Below are 25,463 nucleotides of genomic sequence, written 5' to 3' on the forward strand. Positions count from 1 at the left end.
ACAATTTTAATTTTTGAAATGGAGGTGGGCAAATGGCAGGAGATATAATGTCGCAATCCGAGATTGATGCGCTTCTTTCGGCGATATCGACCGGAGAAATGTCTGCAGAAGACATCAAAAAAGAAGATGAGACACGAAAAGTTAAAGTATATGACTTTAAGCGGGCTCTGCGCTTCTCGAAAGACCAAATCCGAAGTTTGACCCGTATACATGAAAACTTTGCGCGACTGTTAACAACATTCTTTTCTGCACAGTTAAGAAGCTATGTTCAAATAACAGTTGCATCCGTGGACCAAATTCCGTTTGAAGAATTTGTCCGTTCAATCCCAAACATGACATTGATCAATGTATTTGAGGTGCCGCCTTTGGATGGCAATATTTTAATGGAGATCAACCCGAACATTGCCTATTCGATGCTCGATCGACTGATGGGCGGGGCAGGCGGAAGTCACAGCAATGTTGACAATTTAACTGAAATCGAAACAAAAATCATGACGAATTTATTTGAACGCTCTTTTGATAATTTGCGTGAAGCTTGGGAAAACGTTGCAGAAATCGATCCGATGCTTGTGGAATTGGAAGTGAATCCGCAGTTTTTGCAAATGATTTCGCCAAATGAAACGGTTGTGGTCATTTCATTCAATACAGTTATCGGGGAAACGACAGGGATGATCAATATTTGTATTCCGCATGTCGTACTGGAGCCGATCGTTCCGAATTTATCTGTTCGCTACTGGATGCAGACGAATACAAAGGAGATTTCACCGGAACAGACGAAGATGCTGGAAACTCGTGTGAAGCAGGCAAAACTGCCGGTTATTGCAGAATTAGGAACGGCAGACATTACAATTGAAGATTTCCTGACAATGGCTGTCGGTGATGTCATTCCGTTAAATCAAAAAATTGAAAATCCGTTAACACTGAAAGTTGGCAGTTTACCGAAATTTACCGTTCAGCCAGGAAAATTAAATAATAAAATGGCTGTTCAAATTATCGACCCTTTGAAAGGAGGAGACGAAGATGAGTGATGAAATGCTCTCCCAAGAAGAAATTGAGGCTCTGTTAAGGGGCGAAACGCTGGAGGATTTTTCTGCAAATACAGCAAGTCCGGAAGAAATTAAAGTTGAGGATCACTTAACTCCAATAGAAATTGATGCATTAGGTGAGGTAGGAAATATCTCATTCGGCAGTTCGGCAACTGCATTATCTTCATTACTGGGTCAAAAAGTAGATATTACAACACCTAGTATTACAATGATTAACCGTAATCGTCTGGAACAGGAATTTCCGCATCCATATGTAGCGGTACAAGTAGAGTATACAACAGGACTTTCAGGAATGAATCTGCTCGTAATCAAACAGTCGGATGCCGCAATTATTGCAGATCTGATGCTGGGCGGCGATGGTGTAAATCCAAGACCTGAATTAAGTGAAATCCAGTTGAGTGCTGTGCAGGAAGCGATGAATCAAATGATGGGTTCAGCTGCGACTTCCATGTCAACGGTGTTTAACCAAAAGGTTGATATTTCACCGCCGACAATTGATTTACTGAACATCTCTCAAAATGAAGGCACTGACACGATCCCTACAGATGAATTGTTAGTGAAAATTTCATTCCGATTGCGTATCGGTGAATTGATCGATTCGAATTTAATGCAATTACTACCTTTAAAGTTTAGTAAAAAGATAGTAAAGTCATTAATGGGAGAAACTGATGAGCCTCTTACTGCAACGACAGCAGTCGAGCCTACGCCAGTTCAGCCGACACAACAGCAGCCGCAGCAACCGACTGCACAGCAACCGATGTTTGAACAACCGGTTCAGCAGCCAATACAGCAGCCAATACAGCAGCCAGTACAACAGCAGGTTAATCAGCAGCCAATGTATGAGCAGCCGGTTCAGCAGCAAGCATATCAGCAACAGCAGCCTGTATATGAACAGCCGGTTTACCAGCAATCTGCTTATACAGCACCACCGGCAAATGTACAGCAAGCTCAATTTGCAAGCTTCGAACCGGCAAACATTACACAGGCAGAAGCACGCAATCTGAATATGCTGCTTGATATCCCATTGCAAGTAACAGTCGAGCTGGGACGGACTAAACGTTCTGTTAAAGAAATTCTCGAACTTTCGAGCGGATCGATTATTGAATTAGATAAGCTGGCAGGTGAACCAGTAGATATTTTAGTAAACAGCCGGTTAATTGCAAAAGGTGAAGTTGTAGTAATTGATGAGAACTTCGGTGTTCGCATCACAGATATTTTAAGTCAGGCAGATCGCTTGAACAATATTAGATAGTTTTAATTGGAGGAATCAGAGTATGTCTAAAAGGATTTTAATTGTGGACGATGCAGCATTCATGCGCATGATGATCAAGGATATTTTAACGAAGAACGGCTATGAAGTAGTAGGGGAAGCTGCTGATGGTATTCAAGCGGTTGAAAAGTACAATGAATTACGTCCGGATTTAGTAACAATGGATATTACAATGCCTGAAATGGACGGCATTGCAGCATTAAAAGAAATTAAAGGCACGGATCCAAGCGCGGTAGTGATTATGTGTTCAGCAATGGGCCAACAAGCTATGGTTATCGATGCGATTCAAGCAGGTGCAAAAGACTTTATCGTAAAGCCTTTCCAAGCAGATCGCGTAATCGAAGCGATTCAAAAAGCTTTAGGTTGATCTGATGAAAGCAAAAAAATCATTTCGATTTTGGATCGCTGTTGGAATTGTATTGATGACGGCATTATTTACACCAATCTCAAATGGAACTTTTGCGATGGTAAGTAACGTATACGAAAACTGTAATGAAAACCCTGAAGTATGTTCAGAAGAAAAAAATTCAGATGAAAGTACTCCGGATGCCGACGCAGAACAAACTGACTCGGCATCCGTTAGTATTGGATTTTTGGAATATCTGAAAGTTTTAGTAGCACTTGTCTTCGTAATAGGGCTATTATTGTTCATTTTAAAGTATTTAAACAAGCGTAACTTCAACTATCAGCAAAATGCCGTAATTAAAAATATCGGAGGCTTGTCTGTAGGTCAGCAAAAGTCTGTACAATTATTACTAATTGGTAAACGAGTTTATGTAGTTGGTGTCGGCGATAACATACAGCTTCTGAAGGAAATTGAATCCGAAGAGGAAATCGACCATTTACTAAATCAGTTAGAAACTAGGCAGAGCATGATGAATACTTCACCATATATAGCTCAGTTAATTAATAAATTATCACAAAAGAAACGCCCTCAGGAAAATTCGGGAAGCCCTAGATTCAATGATTTATTCAATGAAAAAATCGGGAAAATCAAGCAGCAGCGAAGCGACGAACTTGAGCGTTGGAAAGAACAGGAGCGTGATGATCGATGAACGACATTCTTTCCGTGTTTTCTGAAAGTGATCCGGGAAATGTATCCACATCGGTTACACTATTATTCCTGTTAACGGTTCTATCTTTAGCACCGAGTCTTTTAATATTAATGACGTCATTTGCGCGTATCGTCATCGTTCTGTCGTTTACTAGGACAGCCCTTGCCACGAACCAGATGCCGCCTAACCAGGTAATTATCGGGTTGGCACTGTTTCTGACATTCTTTATTATGGCTCCGACATTCCAGCAAGTAAACGAACAGGCATTGCAGCCGCTCTTTGATGAAGAAATTAATTTGGAAGAGGCATATGAACGTGCGACAATTCCGTTCAAACAATTTATGTCGCAGCATACAAGGCAAAAGGATCTGGAGCTTTTTATCGATTATAATCAGGCAGAATATCCGGATTCCATCGAGGAAATTCCGATGACGCTTCTTGTACCTGCATTTGCGTTAAGTGAAATTAAAACAGCTTTTCAAATGGGCTTTATGATTTTCATTCCGTTTTTAGTTATTGATATGGTCGTCGCAAGTACACTGATGTCAATGGGGATGATGATGCTGCCTCCAGTAATGATTTCACTGCCATTTAAAATCTTGTTATTTGTACTCGTCGATGGTTGGTATTTAGTGATGAAATCTTTACTTCAAAGTTTTTAGGGGATGATATAAAGTGACACAGGAAATGGTCATTGCAATTGCAGAAAATGCAGTATTCACGATATTGATAGTTTCGGGACCTTTACTATTAATTGCGCTTATCAGCGGCTTAATAGTCAGTATATTTCAGGCAACAACTTCCATACAGGAACAAACATTGGCGTTCGTACCTAAAATCGTAGCGGTATTAGTGGCGATTATTTTTTTTGGTCCGTTTATGATCAGCAAAATGACGGATTACTTTCACGACATTTTAAATAACCTAGTTCGGTATATTGGGTGAGAAAATGACGGAAATACTACCGAATTTATCAATACTGCTATTAATTTTAGTGCGTGTCTCTGCATTTTTCGTCTCCGTCCCTTTATTTTCATATCGTACAATACCACCGCAAGTGCGCATTATATTGGCTGTCGCTTTAGCATGGATGATGTATTATACGTTTAATATTGAGCCGTTTGAAATTAATGCTTACTATTTGCTGCTCGTTTTAAAAGAGGCCATTATCGGGCTTATGCTAGGATTGGCCGCAATGATTATTGTTTCCGCTGTTCAAATAGCAGGCGGATTTATCGATTTCCAGATGGGTTTTGCGATGGCAAATATTATCGATCCGCAAACAGGTGCCCAGTCGCCGTTAATGGGTCAGTTTTTAAATTTTTTAATGCTTTTAGTATTGCTCTCAATAAATGGCCATCATCTTATTTTAGATGGAATTTTTTATAGTTATCAGTTTATGCCGATGGACCAGTTTTTCCCGAATTTCGGTGAAGAAGGGACCGCACTGTTTATTATCAAAATATTTGTTTCTGTTTTTGCCATAGCATTTCAAATGTCAGCTCCAATAGTTGCAACATTATTTTTAGTAACGTTAGCGTTAGGGATTACAGGGAAAACGGTACCGCAAATGAATATATTTGTAATCGGATTCCCGATTAAAATTGCAGTAGGGTTTCTAGTATTGATGGTGACAATGGCTGTATTAATAGGAGTTATGCAGGAGCTAATCGAGTTTATGATTATTTCTTTACGTGACTTAATGGTTATTTTAGGTGGTGGCTAACATGGATGAAAAGCTATTGATCAACGTAGACCTTCAGTTTTTTGCAGGTGAAAAAACAGAAAAAGCAACACCGAAAAAGCGGCAGGATTCTCGAAAAAAAGGACAAGTTTTAAAAAGTCAGGATGTCACAGCCGCCGTATTACTGCTATTGTCATTTTTCTTTTTACTTTTCTTTGCACCATTCATGTACGAAGGAATGAAGGATTTTTTACTGCAGGCACTTAACCGCAATATGTTAATAGAAACGCTGAACGCTGAAACCGTAATGGATATGTATGTTGAATCCGTTAAAGAGATGGCAATTATCGTTCTGCCGATTATGGTCATTGCCATCATTGCAGGTATTGGAGCTAACTTTTTTCAGTTTGGCTTTCTTTTCACAACAGAGACATTGAAAATAGATTTAAAAAAAATGGATCCGATCAAAGGGATCAAAAAGATTATTTCTGTACGAGCGATCGTCAATTTAATTAAATCATTATTGAAAGTAACATTAATCGGGACCGTAACAACTGTTGTTATTATTGTCTATTTGGAAGATGTATTATCGCTTGCTTTACATAGTCCGGCACAAATTCTGGCCACAGTAGCATATTTATCCGCAATCATGGGAATTGCCGCTTCAATTATGCTCGTATTTATTGCATTGTTTGATTATATTTATGAACGGCACGAATATGAAAAGCAATTGAAGATGTCGAAACAGGATGTTAAAGATGAGCATAAAAATGCAGAAGGTGACCCGCTGATCAAGTCGAAAATTAAACAGCGTCAACGTGAAATGGCAATGCGCAGAATGATGCAGGATGTACCTGCAGCAGATGTTGTCATTACAAACCCGACCCATTATGCCATTGCGCTGAAATATGATGAAGATAGGATGGATGCGCCGAAAGTTGTTGCAAAAGGCACCGATTTTGTCGCACAGAAAATTAAACTTATTGCGAAAGAACATGATGTCATTATGGTGGAAAATCGGCCGCTTGCCCGGGCGATGTATGACCAGGTTGAAATCGGACAGGCAGTACCGGAAGAGTTTTTCAAAGCAGTTGCCGAAGTTCTTGCATATGTATACCGGATCAAACGCAAAATTTGACATAGATTTCAGGAGGGGCAAAAATGCAAATACGCGACATAGGGGTTTTAGCTGCAGTAATTATGGTTGTAGCGATGCTCATTATCCCTCTTCCACATTGGCTGCTCAGTTTTTTAATTATTATTAACATTACATTTGCACTTCTCGTGCTGTTAACTTCGATGAATATGAAGGAAGCGCTCGACTTCTCGATTTTCCCTACTGTTATCCTGCTGTTAACATTGTTCCGTCTGGCATTGTCCGTTTCTACGACACGTGCTATTTTATCGGAAGGTGACGCAGGTAAAGTAGTAGAGACATTCGGTAATTTCGTAACAGGCGGTAATATTTTAGTAGGTTTAGTTATTTTCTTATTACTAGTTATTATCCAGTTCATCGTTATTACGAAAGGTTCGGAGCGTGTTGCGGAAGTTGCTGCGCGTTTCACTTTGGATGCGATGCCTGGTAAGCAAATGAGTATTGATGCAGATTTAAACGCCGGAATGATTTCGGAAAAGGAAGCACGCGAACGCCGTGAGAAAGTATCCGGGGAAGCCGACTTTTACGGAGCGATGGATGGTGCGACGAAATTCGTTAAAGGGGATGCGATCGCGTCAATCATTATGGTTGGCATTAACTTACTGTTCGGTATGATTATCGGTATGCTTCAGATGGAGCTGAGCTTCAGTGAAGCCGCATCGAAATATTCGATGCTGACAGTCGGTGATGGACTTGTATCCCAAATCCCGGCACTATTAATTTCCACTGCAACAGGGATTGTTGTAACACGTGCCGCTTCAAAAGGAAATCTTGGTTCAGATATTACCGCACAATTATTTGCACAATCAAAGCTTTTATATGTCGCAGCAGGTACAATTCTCCTGCTTGGATTATTTACACCGATTCCGGACTGGATTACAATTCCGATTGCGGTTGCATTAGCGGCCGGCGCGTTCCTGATGGATCGTAAAAAGGAAGAAACACCGGAAGAGATCATGGAAATCGAAGAGGAAGTTGCTTCCGATACGATGAAAAGTCCGGAAAATGTTATTAATCTATTAAATGTCGATCCGATCGAGTTCGAATTTGGCTACGGGTTAATACCGTTGGTGGATGCGGCACAAGGCGGGGATTTACTGGACCGCGTAGTTATGATCCGCCGTCAGCTTGCACTGGAGCTTGGGATTGTCATACCGATTGTCCGAATCCGTGACAATATTCAGCTGCAGCCAAATGAGTACCGGATTAAAATTAAGGGAAATGAAATGGCACGAGGTGAATTACTGCTCGATCATTATTTGGCAATGAGTCCGGGGGATGATAATTCAATTGATGGTATTGATACAATTGAGCCGTCATTCGGATTGCCTGCAAAATGGATTACGGAAGCAGTAAAAGAGGATGCCGAAATGTTCGGTTATACAGTTGTCGATCCGCCAAGTGTTGTTTCGACACATTTAACTGAAATGATCCGTGCAAATGCCCACGATCTGCTTGGTCGTCAGGAGACGAAGCAACTGATCGATCATTTACGCGAAACCCATGCGATTTTGGTGGACGATCTGATTCCGGCACCATTATCGATAGGGGAAGTCCAAAAAGTACTGGCAAAATTATTGCGTGAAAATGTTTCGATACGGAATTTACCGATCATATTCGAAACATTAGCAGATTATGCAAAGCTTACTAGCGATCCTGATATTTTAACAGAATATGTGAGACAGGCATTGGCTAGACAAATAACATCACAATTCATTAACGGCCAACAAGCGTTAAAAGTGATTACCGTGTCGGCAAAAGTGGAAAAACTCGTGGCTGACAGCATTCAGCAAACAGATCACGGAAATTATTTGGCGATGGATCCGCAGCAGTCGCAATTCGTATTGGAAGCCATCGCAAAAGAAGTGGAGCGTGTTTCCTATACGGAACAGTCGCCGATCATTTTATGTTCGCCAGCTGTGCGACTGTATGTAAGACAATTAACAGAACGTTATTTCCCGCAAGTACCGATTCTTTCATATAACGAATTGGATGCAGCCGTTGAAATTCAAAGTGTAGGGGTGGTGAATGTTGAATGAAGATGAAAAAATACAATGCACCTTCCATTGCTGAGGCGATGAAACAGATTCGCGCCGATTTAGGGGAAGATGCGGTAATTCTGAATTCAAAAGTCGTCGTAACGAAAAAGTTTTTCGGATTAGTAAAAAATAAAAGCTATGAAGTCGTGGCAGGATATGACCAGATGGAAAAGAAACCTTCAATACCTTCTTTAGAAGACATTCCGACATTTGCGCCGCAATTGAAGGAGGAAGGGATCCGCGAAACAGCTTCGTCTGTGGAACAGCATAAAAAAGTTCCGCAAGGCGATGCTGGCGGCTTTCCGGAAAACCTGGTGAAAGAAATTGCTGATTTAAAATCAATGATGCAATCGATGCAGCGTATGTCGGTACAATCTCAATATCCTGATGAACTCTTACCATTTATCGACTTTCTACGTGAGCAGGAACTTGGAGAGGAGCTTATCACAAAAATCGGTGATGAGCTTTTTATGTATTATAACGGGCATGGCAAGCAAATCACATGGAACGAAATGCAGGAAGTTGCTAAAGACTATTTAAGAAAAGAATTGTATGACTTGCCGATAAGCGGAATTTCATATGAGAAAAAATATATTAATGTGCTAGGTCCGACAGGTGTCGGGAAAACGACAACGATTGCGAAAATGGCAGCACGCGCTGTCCTTGAAAAGAAAAAGAAAATCGGCTTTATTACGACGGACACATACCGTATCGCCGCAATTGAACAATTGAAGACGTATGCTGCATTGCTGCAGGCTCCTGTTGAAGTTGTATACAATGCTGCAGATTATGCTGAGGCGATTAAAAAGTTTGATCATTTGAATTTAATTTTTATTGATACGGCCGGAAGAAACTATAAAGAAGCGAAATATGTAGATGATTTAAAGTCATTAATACAATTTAGTGAACAAGTAGAATCCTACTTAGTTTTATCTTTAACGTCTAAGCAAAAAGACTTAGAATCAATTATTGAACAATTTGCGAACATGCATATCGAAAAATTTATCTTTACGAAGCTTGATGAAACAAATTCTATTGGCACTATGTTTAATTTAATGATTAAATATAATAAAGGACTAGCCTATTATACAAATGGTCAAGAAGTACCAGAAGATATTGAGCAACCGGATAGTGATAATTTACTAGAACTTTTCTTCAAGGAGAACACGGATGAAAGATCAAGCTGAAAAACTGCGTCAGAAAATGCTTGAAAGCGAACATAGTTCAGGGCGGTCAATTGCAGTTGTTAGTGGAAAAGGCGGAGTAGGGAAAAGTAATTTCACGACAAACTTCGCTACTCTGTTATCAAAAAAAGGTAAAAAAGTAGTTATTTTAGATATGGACATTGGTATGGGCAATGTACATATTCTCATAGGAAGCTCTGCGAAATACAATTTAAAGGATTACCTCGATGGCCAAGTACCGCTCGAAGATGTTTTATGCGAAACGAACGAGGGGGTAAGCTATATTTCCGGTGGTTCAGGTATGTCGTCGTTAATGGAGTGGTCTCCTAATGTTTTTGCACGACTGATCTCGGCATTTGAAACATTACAGAAAGAGTATGATTTTGTTTTATTCGATATGGGAGCGGGTGTTGTGGATTGGTCGCTTGATCTATTAACATCGATTGAAGAAATCATCGTTATTTCTACAGCAGAACCGACGTCCATTATGGATGCTTATTCGATGATGAAATTTATCCATCTGAAAGACCCGATGAAGAAATTTTATCTGCTGGGGAATCGTGCCTATACAGTAGAGGAAGGCCAAGATACGACACAGCGACTAAAAACAGTTATGCAGCGTTTTTTGGAGAAGGAAGCAACGATTTTAGGTTCGCTGCCGGAAGACCCTGTTGTGCGTCAGGCAGTACGTCAGCAATCCCTATTCACATTACTGTATCCTGATGCCCCAGTCAGTAAGACGATGGGCAAAATTGTAGAGCAATTTTTAACAACGCAGGCGGTAATGAAAGAAGTGCATGCAACTAACGAGTCTATGAAGTTTATAGCAAAATTAAAAAACATCTTTTCGAGAGGGCGTGAGTAAATGAGCAACTTACAGAAGATCAAACTGCTGGTTGTTGATGATTCCGCCTTTATGCGGAAGCTAATAAGCGATTTTTTTTCGGATCATCGCCATATTGAAGTCATCGGGGCTGCCCGTAATGGGAAGGACGCCATTAAGAAAATCGAGCAGCTGAAGCCCGATGTCGTGACTATGGATGTGGAAATGCCGGAAATGAATGGGATGGAAGCGTTAAAAGAGATAATGCAAAAGCATCCATTGCCTGTCATTATGCTTTCAAGTACGACAAAGCGCGGAGCAGAAAATACATTAATGGCAATGGAATACGGTGCAGTGGATTTTGTTGCTAAACCAAGCGGCTCCATTTCATTGGATTTACATAAAATTAAGAATGAACTCGTACATAAAGTGGAAGAGGCATCTAAAGTAACGGTTTCAAAATTGAGAAAACCTTTCCATAAATCGACTGCTGCAAGTCAACTGCCCCATCAACCTTTAAATAATGAAGAATCAAAACTGAAAAATATGAAAAAGCCAACCGTCAAAATCGATGTGCCGATGAAAAAGACGGATTGGAGTAAAACTTCTAAGAAATTCATTCTAATCGGGACTTCAACAGGTGGTCCAAGAGCATTACAGGAAGTTATCACAAAAATTCCCGCAAATGTTGGTGCACCGATTTTGATCGTTCAGCATATGCCTGCCGGTTTTACAAAATCGCTGGCAACAAGACTTGATCAATTGAGTGATATTCATGTAAAAGAAGCAGAGCAAGGCGACCTGCTGCAAAAAGGGACTGCCTATATTGCGCCGGGTGGCTATCATCTTAAATTAAGGAAAATCGGATCGTCATTTGCAGTCGTACTCGACGATCAGGAACCGCCAAGAGCAGGCCATCGCCCATCAGTAGATGTCATGTTTGAAGATGTGAGCCAGTATCAGGAGTTCGATAAAATTGCCGTCATTATGACCGGAATGGGCTATGACGGATCAAAAGGTCTGGTATCGCTTAAAAAAACAGGTAATGTCATGGCTATTGCCGAGTCAGCAGAAACATGTATCGTATATGGAATGCCAAAAGCTGCCGTGGAAACGCAGCTTGTAGATGAAGTGGCGGATGTTGATGATATTGCCAAAACAATTATGAAATATATGCCTTAAAAAGGGGTGCCCTCTAAATGGAATTAAATCAATATTTGGAAATGTTCATTGAAGAAAGCAAAGAGCATTTACAAGCATGCAGTGAACACTTATTGGAATTGGAAAAAAATCCGGAAGACTTAACAATTGTCGGGGAGATTTTCCGTTCGGCACATACTTTAAAAGGTATGGCAGCAACAATGGGCTTTGAAGACTTGGCCGACTTGACACATAAAATGGAAAATATTTTAGATGCGATCCGCAATAATAAAATAAAAGTGAATGCAGAAATTTTGGATGTCGTTTTCGAATCTGTCGATCATCTGGAAGAAATGGTATTCGACATTGCAGATGGCGGCGACGGTAAACATGATGTGCAGGCAACAGTGGAAAAGCTAAAGCGCATAGAAGCAGGGGAACCGTTAACTGGAGCTTCAGAAAAACAAATGCCTGGTCAGGAAGTTGCGGCTGCAATGGTAGCAAATGAATTTAACCAGCAAGCTGAAGCGGCCGAACTGAAATTGTCCTATGATGATTTTGAAAAAACGGTCATTCTGCAATCATCTGAACAAGAATTCAATGCTTATGAAATTACAGTAGCTTTGCGTGAAGACTGTTTATTAAAAGCTGCTCGTGTATTCATGGTATTCGAAATTCTGGAGAAAAACGGGGATGTCATCAAATCTTCTCCTACTGTAGATAAATTGGAAGAAGAACAGTTTGACAGTGAATTCCACGTGGCATTTATTTCGAAAGAATCGGCTGAAGATTTGCAAAAGATGCTGATGAAAGTATCGGAAGTTGATCGTGCAGTTGTCAATAAAATCAGCCGTGATGCATTTGTTACAAAAACTGCGGCAATCGAAGTGCCTGCAGAAGCAGTAGAAACACAGCTACAGCCTGTAGTGCAGGAACCGGTAACTGCCGTTTCTGAAGAACAGCCTAAAATAGCGGCATCTGCCAAAAACAATAATAGTAAATCAGGGCATGCATCCAGCAAGACGATTCGTGTAAATATTGAACGTCTCGATATATTAATGAACTTGTTTGAAGAGCTTGCAATTGATCGCGGTCGTCTTTTAACGATTGCCGGTGATGTGAATCATGGCGAATTGAATGAGACGGTTGAACGGATGAGCCGTACAATGGGGGATCTGCAAAATATCGTCTTAACGATGCGCATGGTTCCTGTAGATACAGTATTCAACCGTTTCCCGAAAATGGTCCGTCAATTGTCGCGGGATTTAAACAAAAAAATCGAACTTAATATTGTCGGTGCTGAAACAGAGCTTGACCGCACAGTTATTGATGAAATTGGCGATCCTTTAGTTCACCTGATCCGCAACTCGGTCGATCATGGAATCGAAAGTCCGGAAGTACGCCGTGCAAAAGGCAAACCAGAAGAAGGAACAGTGGAACTTCGTGCTTATCATAGCGGGAACTATGTATTCATCGAGATTGAAGATGATGGAGCAGGGATCAACCGCGAGAAAGTGTTGGCAAAAGCATTGTCTAAAGGGATTGTTACACATGAGCAGTCATTGACAATGACAGACAAGCAGATCAACGAGTTAATTATGGCATCCGGTTTCTCGACAGCAGATGTCATTTCAGATGTGTCGGGCCGTGGGGTCGGGCTGGATGTTGTGAAAACAACGATTGAATCATTAGGAGGCAACATTTCGATTGAATCGACTCAAAATGTCGGATCGGTCTTCTCGATTCAATTACCGCTGACACTGTCGATTATTTCAGTCATGCTCGTAGAAATTGAAAATGAAATTTATGCGATTCCATTATCATCTATTATCGAAACATCGATTATCCGTCAGTCAGATATTTTGAACGCACATAATCAAAAAGTAATCGATTTCCGTGGTAAAGTTGTGCCGCTTATATTCCTGGAAGAAATTTTTGAAGTACCTCGTGCCGAACAAAAAGATGATGGCTTCCATTCAGTTGTAATCGTCCGCAAAGGCGATAAATTAGCTGGTTTAGTAGTCGATTCATTTATCGGTCAGCAGGAAATTGTACTGAAATCATTAGGTAACTACTTAACGAATATTTTTGCGATTTCAGGTGCAACGATTCTAGGAAACGGAAAAGTGGCGTTAATTGTAGACTGTAACGCACTGATGAAGTAAAGGATAAGAGGTGTGAAGAATGACGAATGCAACTGAGCAAAAGAACTTGAAAGTAATAGTATTTCAATTAGCAGATAAAGAATATGCCATTCCTGTTTCGCACGTAAAGGGAATCGAAAAATTAATGCATATTACACGTGTACCAAAAACAGAACGCTATGTAAAAGGTGTCATTAATCTTCGAGGTGTTGTAACGCCTGTCATTGATTTACGCGAACGCTTTGACTTGCCAGTTTCTGGCGATGAAGACACAACCCGAATAATTATTATTACGCTGGAAACGATGGAAGTCGGTTTTATTGTCGATTCAGCAAATGATGTGTTGGACATTGATGCATCTTCCATTGAACAGCAGCCGGAAGTGGTCGGCTCATTGGACGAAGATTTTATCGCAGGTGTCGCAAAATTGGATAACCGTTTATTAATTTTACTTCACTTAGATAAAGTGTTGAATCCGAACGATTGATTTCAATGAATAATTTTCCGGGTGAGCCATCCTTGCCTGGAATCTATTAAAGTAGGGATAGAATATGAACTTTAATGAAAAAATTACGTTGCTGCATTTAGATGTTTTAAAGGAAATCGGAAATATTGGTGCTGCACATGCAGCTACGTCTTTATCGAATTTATTGGGAAAGAAAATCGATATGCGTGTACCCGATGTGAAAATGGCCTCGTTCAATGAAATGATGGAACTCGCAGGCGGTTCGGAAAATGCTGTTGTCGGCATCTATCTTCGGATAGAAGGGGATGTTCAAGGAAGCATGTTTTTCATTTTGCCGATTGAGCAGGCGAACCGATTTATCCGAAGTCTCATCCATGACGAATCTTTTGATTTCCACATGCCGCCCTATTCGGAAATGGGCCTATCGGCAATGCAGGAAATGGGCAATATTTTATCCGGTTCCTATTTATCGGCTCTATCCGATTTTACGGGTCTTAAAATCTATCCGACGGTACCTGGATTAAGTGTTGATATGTTCGGGGCCATCATTAGTATCGGACTTATTGAACTCTCGCAGGTAAGTGATACGGTTATCGTCATTAATACGTCCATCTATGAAGAAGTCATGTCTGATGAGGAAGCGGTAAAAGGACAGTTTTTCCTGCTGCCTGAACCTGAATCATTTGAAGCCATTTTTAAAGCATTGGGAGTGCCGACGACATGATAGTTACCCATTCAAACGAAGTGATTAAGGTAGGAATTGCACAAATGGATATCGTGAAAGTTCCTAAAACGATTCGTACGTCGGGACTGGGTTCCTGTGTCGGTGCAGTCATTTACGATGATATAAAAAAAGTTGCCGGCATGGTCCATGTCATGTTGCCGGATTCCAGTTTAAATCGAACAGCGACAATGAATGCCGCAAAATTTGCCGATACGGGAATTGCCGCTCTGGTCGATCTTTTAAAACTGGAAGGAGCGCAATCCTTTAAGCTGAAGGCGAAAATTGCAGGCGGTGCACAAATGTTCCAATTTACGTCGGATAAAGATTCAATGAGGATCGGACCGAGAAATGTGGAAGCTGTAAAAGCGCAGTTGAAAAAGCTGGGCATACCGCTTATCGCTGAAGATACGGGCGGCAACAGTGGCCGTACAATCGAATTCAACCCTGAAACGAGCATGCTTCAAGTTCGTACCGTCAACAAAGGAGTGAGTGAAATCTAATGTTTGGTTCAATATTTTATAATTTTTGGGCAGCACTACTTTCATTCGCTGTATATTTTATCGCAACAATTCAAAATCCGTATGCGATGCCGCTGCCGACGATCGGTACAGCTTTTATCATTGCAGTCATTGGATTTGGTTTAATGTTTCCTGTCCGTTATTTAGTCGGGTATGTATTTTATACACCGGAAGCGCCTGTTTTGTTGCCGGCAGAAGAGGAACTGCCGGGAGTATCAGGGCAAGAGACGGGGAAAACAGAAACTGTCCCGCAAAGCGGTCATACGGCAATGGAAGCTGAAGATGAAAATACGGAAGAAATTGCACAAGTCGTTCGTTCGATGCTTCAAAGCGATGAATCCCTTTCACGGTAAAAGAGTCGTAGATCCGGCTCTTTTTTATTTAGCGAAATATAAGGAAATACTGTGTCGAAACACTGGATTAAATGTATACTAAAAGGCTTTTTGATATAATGAACACAAATAATGTTACTTTTCAAATAAAGGGGTGGGTATGTTTGACAGAACAAAGGCATAGAGACGAACAATCATTATGGGTTCGTTGGACAAAGAACCGTGATCCCGAAGCAGGCGATTTATTAATAAAAAAGTTTAAACCACTCGTATCGTATCATGTGCAGCGTATTGCTGTCGGGCTTCCGAAAAACATTTCCAGAGATGACCTGACGAGTCTTGGAATGATGGGGCTGTTTGATGCGTTAAATAAATTTGATATAAACCGAGATTTAAAATTTGATACGTATGCCTCTTTCCGTGTCCGTGGCGCTATTCTCGACGGTTTACGTAAAGAGGACTGGCTCCCGAGATCGGCGCGTGAAAAAGCAAAAAAGCTGGAATCGCAAATCGAATCACTAGAGCAGAAGCTGATGCGCCATGCGACACCGGAAGAAGTTGCAGCACATATGAATTTGCCGGTCGAAGAAGTGTATCAGACTTTCCAGGAACATTTTTTCTCGAATGTGCTGTCCATCAATGAGCAGCTGGATCAGGAAGAGTCGGAAGGCAAATCCTTTGTTATCCGTGATGACAATACGAAAACTCCTGAGCAGCAAACCGTTCATGTAGAACTATTGGGCGACCTGGCTGAAAATATTAAAAAGCTGAATGAAAAAGAGCAGCTTGTTATCAGTCTGTTCTACTCGGAAGAATTAACATTAACCGAAATCGGCGAAATACTGGACCTGTCGACATCAAGAATTTCGCAAATCCACTCAAAAGCATTGTTTAAATTACGTAAATTATTGTCTTCCGAAATGATCAATACGTAAGGAGGCGGCGTTATGAGCTTAAAGGGCCTGGAGTTGCAGATTGCGATTCCTAAAACATTTGAGGCAGGGAAAATGGCGGACCAGCGTCATCAAAATACCATCCTGCAGCAAATGCATGCAAATGAAGCACTGAACAGGGAACTGGAACGCAAACAGTCAACCGTCAACGAAACAGAGCATCTGAACGCAGTCAATGATGAAGACCAGGAAAAGGCTTCCCAAAACGGGCAAGAGCCAGTGCAGGAAAACAAGAAAAATAAGGAACAGCTAGATCAGAAAGTGCAGCACCCGTTTAAAGGGAATCTTTTTGATTTTAGCGGCTAGGAGCAATCACCATGATCGCAGTTATAATTACCTTATTTCTTATCCAGATGATTACGATTTTTGTCATTGTTCTTTTATATAGTAAGCTTTCGAAATTTCAGAATATAGAGAAGCGCCAAAATGAACTGATGAATGAAATGGACAATGCGATTAGTGTATATTTAATGGAAATGAAAGAAGAGAATGACCGGTTAATCAGCGAGTTGAAAAAAACGGATGTTCCTCAAAAGACGGCAGCATCCCGCAATGAGGAACCTTCACCGCCTTTAAAAGATCAGCCGGTAAAGGAACAGGAAATAGAACCGCGTAAATTCGTTCCGGTCAAGCAAGCAGCAAGTGCCTATCAAAAGCAAAAAACACAGCAGCATATTGAGGAAAAAAACGATGCAGCATCAGTAAAAGCGGAACTGCTTTCTGGGTATGATGAAGCCCAAGAACAAAAAATGACGTTTGAGCAGCAAGTAATCCATCATTACCGCAATGGAAAAACAATTGAAGAAATTGCAAAAATGATGGAACGCGGGAAAACTGAAATTGAACTCCTCGTAAAGTTTCATGCGTAAAGTAGTTGCACTTGAAAGTCTAGTATGATATATTTACAAACGGTGTTAACAATACACACGTATTTTGATGTAGTAAGTGGTGCTCGTAAGTTTACGGGTAGCTTGTTGCAGATGAAAAATACGGAGGAAAAAAACCAAACATATTAGGAGGAAACACTCATGTCAGTAATTTCAATGAAACAATTACTAGAAGCTGGTGTACATTTCGGTCACCAAACTCGCCGTTGGAACCCAAAAATGAAGAAATATATCTTCGTAGAGCGTAACGGTATTTACATTATCGATTTACAAAAAACGGTTAAAAAATTAGAAGAAGCATACGATTTCATGCGTCAAGTTGGTCAAGACGGTGGTAAAGTTTTATTCGTAGGTACGAAAAAACAAGCACAAGAAGCGATCAAAGAAGAAGCTGAACGTTCAGGTAACTACTACATCAACCAACGTTGGTTAGGTGGTACTTTAACAAACTTCGGTACGATTCAAAAACGTGTTAAACGTATGAAAGATATCGAGAAAATGGAAGAAGATGGCACTTTCGCTGTACTTCCTAAAAAAGAAGTAATCCAACTTAAAAAAGAGCACGAGCGCTTAGTTAAATTCTTAGGCGGTATCCGTGATATGAAAGCTATTCCGGACGTAATGTTCGTTGTTGACCCTCGTAAAGAGCGTATCGCAGTTGCAGAAGCAATCAAATTAAACATCCCTCTAGTTGGTATCGTAGACACTAACTGTGATCCAGATGAAATTGATTACGTAATCCCTGCAAACGACGATGCTATCCGCGCGGTTAAATTATTAACTGCTAAAATGGCTGACGCTTTATTAGAAGCTAAACAAGGTGAAGAAGAAGCTCCTGCAGTAGAAGAAGCTACAGCTGAGTAATTCACTGTTAGAAAAGGTGATAAGTGGATGAACCCCTTATCACCTTTTTTTGAGAAATGAATTTGAAGATGCATGAATCGTTGAAAAATAGCGATTTATCGCTTAAAGTATGAAATAGTGTAAATAAATTTTTCATTATATTTAGGAGGAAACTCATTATGGCAAACATTACTGCACAATTAGTAAAAGAATTACGCGAAAAAACAGGCGCAGGTATGATGGACTGTAAAAAAGCATTAGTATCAACAGAAGGCGACATCGATGCTGCAATCGATTTCCTACGTGAAAAAGGTTTAGCTGCTGCCGGCAAAAAAGCTGACCGTATCGCTGCTGAAGGTACAACTTACATTTTAGAAAACGGTAATGAAGCAATTCTTTTAGAAGTAAACGCTGAAACAGACTTCGTTGCGAAAAACGACAAGTTCCAATTCTTAGTTTCTTCTTTAGCAGAGCAATTATTAGCTGCTAAACCAGAATCAGTGGAAGCTGCTTTAGAATTAGAAAAAGACGGAGTAAAAATCTCTGACCAAATTTCTACAGCTACTGCTACAATCGGTGAAAAAATCTCATTACGCCGTTTCGAAATCAAAACAAAAACGGATGCAGATGCATTCGGTTCTTACCTGCACATGGGCGGACGTATTGGTGTATTAGTAGTTCTTGAAGGTTCTACTGACGCTGCTGCTGCAAAAGATATCGCTATGCATATCGCTGCAATCAACCCAACTTACATTTCTCGTGACGAAGTTTCTGCTGACGAAGTTGAACGTGAGCGCAAAGTATTAACTGAGCAAGCGTTAAACGAAGGTAAACCAGAAAACATCGTAGCGAAAATGGTAGAAGGCCGTCTTGGTAAATACTTCGAAGACGTATGCTTATTAGACCAAGCTTTCGTTAAAAACTCAGATCAAAAAGTACGCGACTTCGTGAACTCATTAAATGCTGCTGTAACAAGCTTTACTCGTTATGCAGTTGGTGAAGGTATCGAGAAGCGTGAAGATAACTTCGCTGAAGAAGTAATGAGCCAAGTTAAAGGTAACTAATTAAATTACAACTTAAATTAGCATTAATTTAAGCAAACAGTAGGGAGCACCATTTGCGTGTTCCCTATTTTTAAAGAAATCAATTTTTGAATGAAGCGAAGTACGATACATAATAAACACAATCGTATTTCCTTTTAAATAAATGAGTAACGGAGGTCTACTATGGGTGTGTCAGAGTACAAACGAGTAGTTATTAAACTTAGCGGGGAAGCATTAGCTGGAGAATTAGGCTTCGGTTTCTCACCGGATGTTATTAAATCGATCGCAGCAGAAATTAAAGATGTTATCGACTTAGGTGTAGAGGTCGCATTGGTTGTCGGCGGAGGCAACATTTGGCGCGGGAAAATCGGCGCTGAAATGGGAATGGAACGTGCCAATGCAGATTATATGGGGATGTTGGGAACAGTGATGAACGCACTTGCATTACAGGACTCACTGGAAAATCTCGGTGTTCCTACACGTGTTCAGTCATCAATCGTTATGACACAAGTGGCAGAGCCATATATTCGACGTAAAGCAGTTCGCCATCTGGAAAAAGCACGTGTTGTCATTTTTGCTGCGGGAACAGGTAACCCATACTTCTCGACAGATACGACAGCAGCTTTACGTGCCGCAGAAATTAATGCAGATGCAATTTTAATGGCGAAAAACAATGTGGATGGCGTTTATTCGGCAGATCCAAAATTAGATTCTGAAGCAGTTAAGTATGACACACTTACGTATTTAGACGTTATTCAGCAAGGTTTACAAGTAATGGATTCTACAGCTTCGACATTATGTATGGATAATGATATTAAGCTTGTCGTTTTCAACTTATCAGAACCAGGTAATATTAAACGTGCCGCATTAGGCGAAAAAATTGGAACAGTTGTTAGGAGAGATGCGTAATGACACAACAAGTATTAAACCAGGCAAAAGAAAAAATGACGAAATCAATTAATGCTTTCTCACGTGAATTAGCTTCAATTCGTGCAGGTGTAGCAAATGCTTCACTATTGGATCGTATTACGGTGGACTACTATGGTTCTCCAACACCGATCAACCAAATGGCAGGTATTTCTGTACCGGAAGCACGCCTTTTAGTAATCCAGCCTTATGATAAATCAATCTTGGGCGAGATCGAAAAAGCGATTATGCGTTCAGATATCGGGATTACACCGACAAATGACGGAAATGTAATTCGTTTAGCTGTACCGGCATTAACTGAAGAGCGTCGTAAAGAGTTGGTAAAACAGGTGAAAAAAGAAGCGGAAGACGCAAAAGTTGCTGTACGTAACGTGCGTCGTGATGCAAACGATGACCTGAAAAAACTGGAAAAGAACGGTGAAATCACAGAAGACGAACTACGCGGCTTCAACGACGACATCCAAAAATTAACAGACAACTCAATCGTTAAAATCGAGGAATTAGTGAAAGAAAAAGAAAAAGAAATCTTAACAGTTTAATTTTAAGGAGATTTTATAAAACAGTTGATTGGAATGGTGGGGAGGCTAATTGATTATGCCTTCTCAATCATCCAATCCGAATGTGAATATGATACTACTTGATTTTTAATAATTTTGTTTCGCGCTGGTGGATCACATTAGCGCGAAATCTTTTTCTGGCGATGTATGAACTTTACATGGATTAAAACGTCCTGCTAATAAGGACGTTTTTTTTACAATAATAGATAAATTTTAAGTTTGTTAGGGAAATATAGCTGTAGCAAAAAACATGCACATGAACCCGTTCCCCCTAATTGAAAGTATAAATTGTGGAAAAAATACATATGAAAGATTAAAAGAAGCACAATTATTCTTTAAGATACTAAAGAAGTTCATTATATAAAAAGGACAGGCTATCCCTTTTTTGATATGATAAAAAAGGAAGCAGTCCGATTTGTGCAGTTGGGGGTATTAACTATGTTTAAAAAACTTTTTGGGAAAAATACAAATAAAGAACAGTCATTCAGTAGTGAAAATGTGGACTTAGTTAAGGGAGAGGATATCCCTACCCATATTGCAATTATTATGGACGGAAATGGACGTTGGGCGAAAAAACGTTCAATGCCTCGAGTTGCCGGGCATCATGAAGGAATGAAAACCGTTCGAAAAATAACACGTTGCGCTTGTGATTTAGGAGTAGAAGTATTGACGCTCTATGCGTTTTCAACAGAAAACTGGAAGCGTCCTAAATCAGAAGTGGAATTTTTAATGCGTTTACCAGAGCAATTTTTAAATTCCTTTTTACCGGAGCTGATGGAGCGAAATATTAAAGTAGAAATGATCGGTGTGATGGATTCATTGCCCGAATATACACAATCTGCTTTAAAAAAGGCGATGGAAGCAACTTCAGGGAATACAGGTCTAGTCTTAAACTTTGCGATGAATTACGGTGGGCGTGCTGAAATTGTAATGGCGATGCAACAGCTTCTGAAAGAGGTAGAAGCAGGGAATCTTACAATTGACGAATTAAATGAACAACACATTTCCCAATATGTAATGACGGCTCATTTACCTGAACCCGATTTATTAATTCGCACGAGTGGTGAAGTGCGCATAAGTAACTTTATGCTATGGCAGCTTGCCTATACGGAATTTTGGTTTACTGATACACATTGGCCTGATTTTGACGAAGCCTGTTTAAAAGAGGCGATTTCTGTGTATCAAAACCGTAACCGCCGTTATGGAGGGCTGAAAGGAGAAGGAACAAATTGAAACAACGCATCATTACCGGAGTAATTGCTGCAGCATTATTTATTCCATTCGTAATTTATGGAGGAACCCCATTTGCGATTTTAATGAGTATCATCGCAGCCATTGGTTTCTATGAATTGCTGAAAATGAAAGGAATTTCAATTGCATCTGTTCCAGGTATTATTGGTACACTTGCATTATTAGTATTGGTTGTACCAAATGAATGGTCACTGAAAATCGTTGAGTTTTTCCAATATGATTCAATCTTGATGATCGTGTACGGTATCGCGATATTACTGTTGATTTATATTGTTCTTGTAAAAAACAAAATGACGTTTGATGAAATTGGTTTCATAGTGCTAGGGGCGTTATATGTCGGTCTTGGATTCCATTATTTTATCGAAACACGTTTTATCGGCCTGGAATATGTCGTCTTTGTATTGTTGATCGTATGGACAACAGATTCCGGTGCCTATTTTGTAGGGCGTAAATTAGGGAAAAATAAATTATGGCCGGAAATTTCGCCGAAGAAAACAGTGGAAGGCTTTATTGGCGGGATTGTGATTGCCGTTATTTTTGCAATTGCCATGCAGCTTGTCTATCCTTTTGCTTCAAGCTGGCTGCAATTAATCGTTGTAACAGTAATCGCATCGATCATTGGACAAATGGGCGATTTAGTGGAATCGGCTATTAAACGTCATTATGGCGTGAAAGATTCGGGCAATATTCTCCCGGGGCATGGTGGTATTTTGGACCGCTTTGACAGTTTATTATTTGTCGTACCATTACTGCATTTTTTACATTTCTTTTCCTAGGACATAGAAGGGACGTATCATTGTGAAAAAAATTAGTTTATTAGGTGCAACAGGTTCGATCGGATGGCAGACCTTTGATATTTTACTTGCAAATCCAAACGAATTTAAGCTTGTTGCATTTTCAGCCGGACAAAATATTGAAAAGTCCCGCGAAATCATAAAAAAACTTCAACCGGAATTGGTTTCAATGCAAACTGAGGAAGCGGCAGGCACTTTACAAAAAGAATTCCCGCATGTTTCCTTTACATATGGCGAAAAAGGATTGGTCGAAGTAGCGACACATCCGGATTCGACAGTGCTTGTCAATGCAGTATTAGGCAGCGTTGGACTGGAATCGACACTTGCTGCAATCCGTATGGGGAAAACGATTGCCATTGCCAACAAAGAAACACTTGTAACGGCAGGCCATCTTGTAATGGCTGAAGCGAAAAAATACAATGCCCCGATTTTACCGGTAGACAGTGAGCATTCAGCTATTTTCCAATCGATGAACGGTGAAAACAAAAAGCGTATTGAACGTATTGTTTTAACGGCATCAGGTGGTTCGTTCCGCGATAAAACAAGGGATGAGCTAGTAGGCGTAACAGTAAAAGATGCACTGAATCATCCGAACTGGTCAATGGGAGCGAAAATTACGATCGACTCCGCAACAATGATGAATAAAGGGCTTGAAGTTATCGAGGCACATGTACTGTTTGATATGCCATATGACAATATCGACGTATTGCTGCACCGTGAAAGCATTATTCACTCGATGGTTGAATATGAGGATACAAGTGTCATCGCACAGCTTGGAACACCGGATATGCGTGTACCGATTCAATATGCGCTCAGCTACCCGGACCGTTTACCGCTTGCAAATGGCCAACGTTTAAATTTGGCCCAAATTGGACAGCTTCACTTTAAGGAAGTGGATTTTGACCGTTTCCGCGCATTAAAGCTTGCTTATGATGCAGGGCGTATGGGCGGTACGATTTTAACGGCAATGAACGCGGCAAACGAAGCAGCCGTTGCATTGTTTTTACAGGAAAAAATTACTTTTTTAGAAATTGAAGAATGTATTGAGCGTATTATGAATAGTCATAACAATATCGCTTTGCCAGATTTAGCAACTATTTTACATGTAGACAGTGAAACGAGAAAAACAGTCGCAAGCATGGTAAAATAGTAAAGTGTGAAAAACGGACGTGAAGAACGAAAAGGCGGACATCCCCTTTTTGTACAAGCTGTGCCTTTTTCAAGAGCTTATTGCTAGAAAAGATTGAGCGAAATAATACTCGGCTCAGTTCCAATGAAGGTGGGAGATTATGCAAACAGTTATAGCCTTTATTTTAATTTTTGGCTCACTCGTTTTTTTCCATGAGCTAGGTCACTTCTTATTTGCAAAGAAAGCAGGCATTATGGTGCGTGAATTTGCGATTGGTATGGGACCGAAGATTTTTGGGATGACGAAAGGTGAAACAGTCTATACGCTACGATTATTGCCGATTGGCGGTTATGTAAGAATGGCCGGCGAGGATACCGATACGGTGGAACTCCAGCCCGGTTACCGCGTAGCTTTAATAACGAACGAAGAAAATATTGTAGAAAAAATCATACTCAACCAAAAAACACATTACCAGAACGTCATCTTTTTAGAGGTGGAGCGTGCGGATTTAGAACGTGAACTTTGGATTGAAGGTTATGATGAGGATGATCAGTTCATTCGCTACAATGTATCACGTACAGCAAGCGTCGTTGAAAATGGTACGGAACAGATGATTGCACCGCTGGATCGCCAATTCAATTCAAAATCTGTTGGTGCCCGTGCGATGGCGATTTTCGCAGGTCCATTATTCAACTTTATTTTAGCGTTTTTCATCTTCCTGATTATCGGGCTTATTCAAGGGATTCCTTCCGATGATCCGATCATTGCCGAAGTTGTGGACAACTCTGTTGCGAGCAGTGCCGGATTGGTCGATGGCGATAAAGTGGTCAAGGTGAACGGGCAGCCGATTTCAACTTGGGAAGAATTATCAGAGCAAATTTTCAACAACCCAAACAAAGCCGTTACATTCGAAGTTGAACGTGCAACGGGCAACGAAATAATCGAACTTACACCAAAAGCTGTGGAACAGGAAGGTGGATCGCCGTACGGACAAATCGGTGTTATGCGTTCCATTGAGAAAAACCCGTTACAGGCGGTAGTGTATGGTGTGGAAGAAACGTATAACATGATTATTACGATTGGAACACTTGTCGGAAAACTGATTACCGGCCAATTCTCGATTGATGCATTATCAGGCCCGGTAGGAATTTATAAAACAACTGAAACGGTTGTAACATTCGGTTTATATAATATTCTTTACTTTGCGGCAATGCTGAGCGTCAACTTGGGGATCATGAACTTGTTACCATTACCAGCACTTGATGGTGGCCGTTTACTTTTCTTCGCTGTGGAAGCAGTAAGAGGAAAACCGATCGACCGTCAAAAAGAAGGTATGGTTCACTTCGTCGGTATCCTTCTCCTGATGATCCTGATGGTCGTCGTAACATGGAACGATATCCAGCGATTCTTCTTCTAAAATAAAATACGTTTTAAAATGGCAGCTTTGAGCGTTTTGTATGAATAATACTGGCGTTCAAAGCTAAATTTGATTAGTATT

At 40.5% G+C, this 25,463-nt stretch carries 28 protein-coding genes; all 28 read left to right on the top strand.

Going from position 1 to position 25,463, the window contains the following annotated elements; all coding sequences use genetic code 11:
• Window positions 1-32: 32 nt before the first annotated feature.
• The 28 genes from fliM (at window position 33) to rseP (ending at window position 25,382) form a co-directional block, all read left to right on the top strand.
• A complete protein-coding gene (gene fliM, locus MKX73_RS12090) occupies window positions 33-1,028 on the top strand; it encodes a flagellar motor switch protein FliM (protein WP_340717644.1) in 996 nt (331 codons plus the stop codon).
• On the top strand, window positions 1,021-2,298 hold the full coding sequence (fliY, locus tag MKX73_RS12095) for a flagellar motor switch phosphatase FliY (RefSeq protein WP_340717645.1): 1,278 nt from the start codon (window positions 1,021-1,023) through the stop codon (window positions 2,296-2,298). The genes fliM and fliY overlap by 8 nt, the downstream gene beginning before the upstream one ends.
• Before the next feature lie 22 nt (window positions 2,299-2,320).
• A complete protein-coding gene (locus tag MKX73_RS12100; RefSeq protein ID WP_014824480.1) occupies window positions 2,321-2,683 on the top strand; it encodes a response regulator in 363 nt (120 codons plus the stop codon).
• A gap of 4 nt (window positions 2,684-2,687) precedes the next feature.
• Window positions 2,688-3,371: a flagellar biosynthetic protein FliO gene (locus MKX73_RS12105; protein WP_340717646.1), complete on the top strand. Its 684-nt coding sequence runs from the start codon at window positions 2,688-2,690 to the stop codon at window positions 3,369-3,371.
• On the top strand, window positions 3,368-4,033 hold the full coding sequence (gene fliP, locus MKX73_RS12110) for a flagellar type III secretion system pore protein FliP (RefSeq protein ID WP_340717647.1): 666 nt from the start codon (window positions 3,368-3,370) through the stop codon (window positions 4,031-4,033). The genes MKX73_RS12105 and fliP overlap by 4 nt, the downstream gene beginning before the upstream one ends.
• A 13-nt stretch (window positions 4,034-4,046) precedes the next feature.
• The gene (gene fliQ / locus MKX73_RS12115) at window positions 4,047-4,316 is read left to right on the top strand and encodes a flagellar biosynthesis protein FliQ (RefSeq protein WP_008403270.1); all 270 of its coding nucleotides are present in this window, start codon (window positions 4,047-4,049) and stop codon (window positions 4,314-4,316) included.
• Window positions 4,317-4,320: 4 nt separating this feature from the next.
• Window positions 4,321-5,097: a flagellar biosynthetic protein FliR gene (gene fliR, locus MKX73_RS12120; RefSeq protein WP_340717648.1), complete on the top strand. Its 777-nt coding sequence runs from the start codon at window positions 4,321-4,323 to the stop codon at window positions 5,095-5,097.
• A gap of 1 nt (window position 5,098) precedes the next feature.
• Complete coding sequence (flhB, locus tag MKX73_RS12125; RefSeq protein ID WP_340717649.1) at window positions 5,099-6,193, top strand: flagellar biosynthesis protein FlhB; 1,095 nt, start codon at window positions 5,099-5,101, stop codon at window positions 6,191-6,193.
• A 23-nt stretch (window positions 6,194-6,216) separates the two neighbouring features.
• Window positions 6,217-8,250, top strand: a complete 2,034-nt coding sequence (gene flhA / locus MKX73_RS12130; RefSeq protein ID WP_340717650.1) for a flagellar biosynthesis protein FlhA — start codon at window positions 6,217-6,219, stop codon at window positions 8,248-8,250.
• A complete protein-coding gene (flhF, locus tag MKX73_RS12135; RefSeq protein ID WP_340717651.1) occupies window positions 8,247-9,437 on the top strand; it encodes a flagellar biosynthesis protein FlhF in 1,191 nt (396 codons plus the stop codon). The genes flhA and flhF overlap by 4 nt, the downstream gene beginning before the upstream one ends.
• A complete protein-coding gene (locus tag MKX73_RS12140; RefSeq protein ID WP_340717652.1) occupies window positions 9,421-10,299 on the top strand; it encodes a MinD/ParA family protein in 879 nt (292 codons plus the stop codon). The genes flhF and MKX73_RS12140 overlap by 17 nt, the downstream gene beginning before the upstream one ends.
• Window positions 10,300-11,439 (top strand): protein-glutamate methylesterase/protein-glutamine glutaminase, encoded by a 1,140-nt coding sequence (locus tag MKX73_RS12145; RefSeq protein WP_340717653.1) that lies wholly within the window; start codon window positions 10,300-10,302, stop codon window positions 11,437-11,439.
• A 17-nt stretch (window positions 11,440-11,456) separates the two neighbouring features.
• Window positions 11,457-13,562: a chemotaxis protein CheA gene (locus MKX73_RS12150; protein WP_340717654.1), complete on the top strand. Its 2,106-nt coding sequence runs from the start codon at window positions 11,457-11,459 to the stop codon at window positions 13,560-13,562.
• Between the two features lie 19 nt (window positions 13,563-13,581).
• A complete protein-coding gene (locus tag MKX73_RS12155; RefSeq protein WP_340717655.1) occupies window positions 13,582-14,028 on the top strand; it encodes a chemotaxis protein CheW in 447 nt (148 codons plus the stop codon).
• Between the two features lie 64 nt (window positions 14,029-14,092).
• The gene (locus tag MKX73_RS12160) at window positions 14,093-14,731 is read left to right on the top strand and encodes a chemotaxis protein CheC (RefSeq protein ID WP_340717656.1); all 639 of its coding nucleotides are present in this window, start codon (window positions 14,093-14,095) and stop codon (window positions 14,729-14,731) included.
• Window positions 14,728-15,231 (top strand): chemotaxis protein CheD, encoded by a 504-nt coding sequence (locus tag MKX73_RS12165; RefSeq protein ID WP_340717657.1) that lies wholly within the window; start codon window positions 14,728-14,730, stop codon window positions 15,229-15,231. The genes MKX73_RS12160 and MKX73_RS12165 overlap by 4 nt, the downstream gene beginning before the upstream one ends.
• On the top strand, window positions 15,231-15,602 hold the full coding sequence (locus MKX73_RS12170) for a multidrug transporter (protein WP_340717658.1): 372 nt from the start codon (window positions 15,231-15,233) through the stop codon (window positions 15,600-15,602). The genes MKX73_RS12165 and MKX73_RS12170 overlap by 1 nt, the downstream gene beginning before the upstream one ends.
• A 143-nt stretch (window positions 15,603-15,745) precedes the next feature.
• Window positions 15,746-16,516, top strand: coding sequence for a FliA/WhiG family RNA polymerase sigma factor (locus tag MKX73_RS12175; RefSeq protein ID WP_340717659.1), 771 nt, complete (start codon window positions 15,746-15,748; stop codon window positions 16,514-16,516).
• Between the two features lie 12 nt (window positions 16,517-16,528).
• Complete coding sequence (locus MKX73_RS12180; RefSeq protein WP_340717660.1) at window positions 16,529-16,840, top strand: RNA polymerase subunit sigma; 312 nt, start codon at window positions 16,529-16,531, stop codon at window positions 16,838-16,840.
• A gap of 11 nt (window positions 16,841-16,851) precedes the next feature.
• Window positions 16,852-17,403, top strand: a complete 552-nt coding sequence (locus MKX73_RS12185; protein ID WP_340717661.1) for a hypothetical protein — start codon at window positions 16,852-16,854, stop codon at window positions 17,401-17,403.
• 159 nt (window positions 17,404-17,562) lie between these two features.
• The gene (gene rpsB / locus MKX73_RS12190) at window positions 17,563-18,285 is read left to right on the top strand and encodes a 30S ribosomal protein S2 (protein WP_008403254.1); all 723 of its coding nucleotides are present in this window, start codon (window positions 17,563-17,565) and stop codon (window positions 18,283-18,285) included.
• A 158-nt stretch (window positions 18,286-18,443) separates the two neighbouring features.
• Entirely contained in the window at window positions 18,444-19,328 is an 885-nt protein-coding gene (tsf, locus tag MKX73_RS12195; RefSeq protein ID WP_340717662.1) for a translation elongation factor Ts, read from the top strand.
• 162 nt (window positions 19,329-19,490) lie between these two features.
• A complete protein-coding gene (gene pyrH / locus MKX73_RS12200; protein WP_340717663.1) occupies window positions 19,491-20,216 on the top strand; it encodes a UMP kinase in 726 nt (241 codons plus the stop codon).
• Window positions 20,216-20,773 (top strand): ribosome recycling factor, encoded by a 558-nt coding sequence (gene frr, locus MKX73_RS12205; protein ID WP_340717664.1) that lies wholly within the window; start codon window positions 20,216-20,218, stop codon window positions 20,771-20,773. Before pyrH ends, frr begins: the two co-directional genes overlap by 1 nt.
• Before the next feature lie 456 nt (window positions 20,774-21,229).
• Window positions 21,230-22,024, top strand: coding sequence for an isoprenyl transferase (locus MKX73_RS12210; protein ID WP_340717665.1), 795 nt, complete (start codon window positions 21,230-21,232; stop codon window positions 22,022-22,024).
• Window positions 22,021-22,818 (top strand): phosphatidate cytidylyltransferase, encoded by a 798-nt coding sequence (locus MKX73_RS12215; protein WP_340717666.1) that lies wholly within the window; start codon window positions 22,021-22,023, stop codon window positions 22,816-22,818. The genes MKX73_RS12210 and MKX73_RS12215 overlap by 4 nt, the downstream gene beginning before the upstream one ends.
• 22 nt (window positions 22,819-22,840) lie before the next feature.
• The gene (dxr, locus tag MKX73_RS12220; protein WP_340717667.1) at window positions 22,841-23,986 is read left to right on the top strand and encodes a 1-deoxy-D-xylulose-5-phosphate reductoisomerase; all 1,146 of its coding nucleotides are present in this window, start codon (window positions 22,841-22,843) and stop codon (window positions 23,984-23,986) included.
• A 139-nt stretch (window positions 23,987-24,125) separates the two neighbouring features.
• Entirely contained in the window at window positions 24,126-25,382 is a 1,257-nt protein-coding gene (rseP, locus tag MKX73_RS12225; RefSeq protein WP_340717668.1) for an RIP metalloprotease RseP, read from the top strand.
• Window positions 25,383-25,463 lie beyond the last annotated feature (81 nt).

The organism is Solibacillus sp. FSL W7-1436 (assembly GCF_038007305.1).
Taxonomy (GTDB): domain Bacteria; phylum Bacillota; class Bacilli; order Bacillales_A; family Planococcaceae; genus Solibacillus.

Coding starts and splice junctions, on each gene's coding strand:
- MKX73_RS12145 (WP_340717653.1), top strand. CDS start 10,300: ATGAGCAACTTACAGAAGATCAAACTGCTGGTTGTTGATGATTCCGCC.
- MKX73_RS12155 (WP_340717655.1), top strand. CDS start 13,582: ATGACGAATGCAACTGAGCAAAAGAACTTGAAAGTAATAGTATTTCAA.
- MKX73_RS12100 (WP_014824480.1), top strand. CDS start 2,321: ATGTCTAAAAGGATTTTAATTGTGGACGATGCAGCATTCATGCGCATG.
- MKX73_RS12160 (WP_340717656.1), top strand. CDS start 14,093: ATGAACTTTAATGAAAAAATTACGTTGCTGCATTTAGATGTTTTAAAG.
- MKX73_RS12185 (WP_340717661.1), top strand. CDS start 16,852: ATGATCGCAGTTATAATTACCTTATTTCTTATCCAGATGATTACGATT.
- fliM (WP_340717644.1), top strand. CDS start 33: ATGGCAGGAGATATAATGTCGCAATCCGAGATTGATGCGCTTCTTTCG.
- MKX73_RS12105 (WP_340717646.1), top strand. CDS start 2,688: ATGAAAGCAAAAAAATCATTTCGATTTTGGATCGCTGTTGGAATTGTA.
- MKX73_RS12180 (WP_340717660.1), top strand. CDS start 16,529: ATGAGCTTAAAGGGCCTGGAGTTGCAGATTGCGATTCCTAAAACATTT.
- rseP (WP_340717668.1), top strand. CDS start 24,126: ATGCAAACAGTTATAGCCTTTATTTTAATTTTTGGCTCACTCGTTTTT.
- flhB (WP_340717649.1), top strand. CDS start 5,099: ATGGATGAAAAGCTATTGATCAACGTAGACCTTCAGTTTTTTGCAGGT.
- frr (WP_340717664.1), top strand. CDS start 20,216: ATGACACAACAAGTATTAAACCAGGCAAAAGAAAAAATGACGAAATCA.
- fliP (WP_340717647.1), top strand. CDS start 3,368: ATGAACGACATTCTTTCCGTGTTTTCTGAAAGTGATCCGGGAAATGTA.
- fliR (WP_340717648.1), top strand. CDS start 4,321: ATGACGGAAATACTACCGAATTTATCAATACTGCTATTAATTTTAGTG.
- MKX73_RS12140 (WP_340717652.1), top strand. CDS start 9,421: ATGAAAGATCAAGCTGAAAAACTGCGTCAGAAAATGCTTGAAAGCGAA.
- flhF (WP_340717651.1), top strand. CDS start 8,247: ATGAAGATGAAAAAATACAATGCACCTTCCATTGCTGAGGCGATGAAA.
- MKX73_RS12165 (WP_340717657.1), top strand. CDS start 14,728: ATGATAGTTACCCATTCAAACGAAGTGATTAAGGTAGGAATTGCACAA.
- MKX73_RS12210 (WP_340717665.1), top strand. CDS start 21,230: ATGTTTAAAAAACTTTTTGGGAAAAATACAAATAAAGAACAGTCATTC.
- MKX73_RS12150 (WP_340717654.1), top strand. CDS start 11,457: ATGGAATTAAATCAATATTTGGAAATGTTCATTGAAGAAAGCAAAGAG.
- fliY (WP_340717645.1), top strand. CDS start 1,021: ATGAGTGATGAAATGCTCTCCCAAGAAGAAATTGAGGCTCTGTTAAGG.
- tsf (WP_340717662.1), top strand. CDS start 18,444: ATGGCAAACATTACTGCACAATTAGTAAAAGAATTACGCGAAAAAACA.
- pyrH (WP_340717663.1), top strand. CDS start 19,491: ATGGGTGTGTCAGAGTACAAACGAGTAGTTATTAAACTTAGCGGGGAA.
- MKX73_RS12170 (WP_340717658.1), top strand. CDS start 15,231: ATGTTTGGTTCAATATTTTATAATTTTTGGGCAGCACTACTTTCATTC.
- rpsB (WP_008403254.1), top strand. CDS start 17,563: ATGTCAGTAATTTCAATGAAACAATTACTAGAAGCTGGTGTACATTTC.
- flhA (WP_340717650.1), top strand. CDS start 6,217: ATGCAAATACGCGACATAGGGGTTTTAGCTGCAGTAATTATGGTTGTA.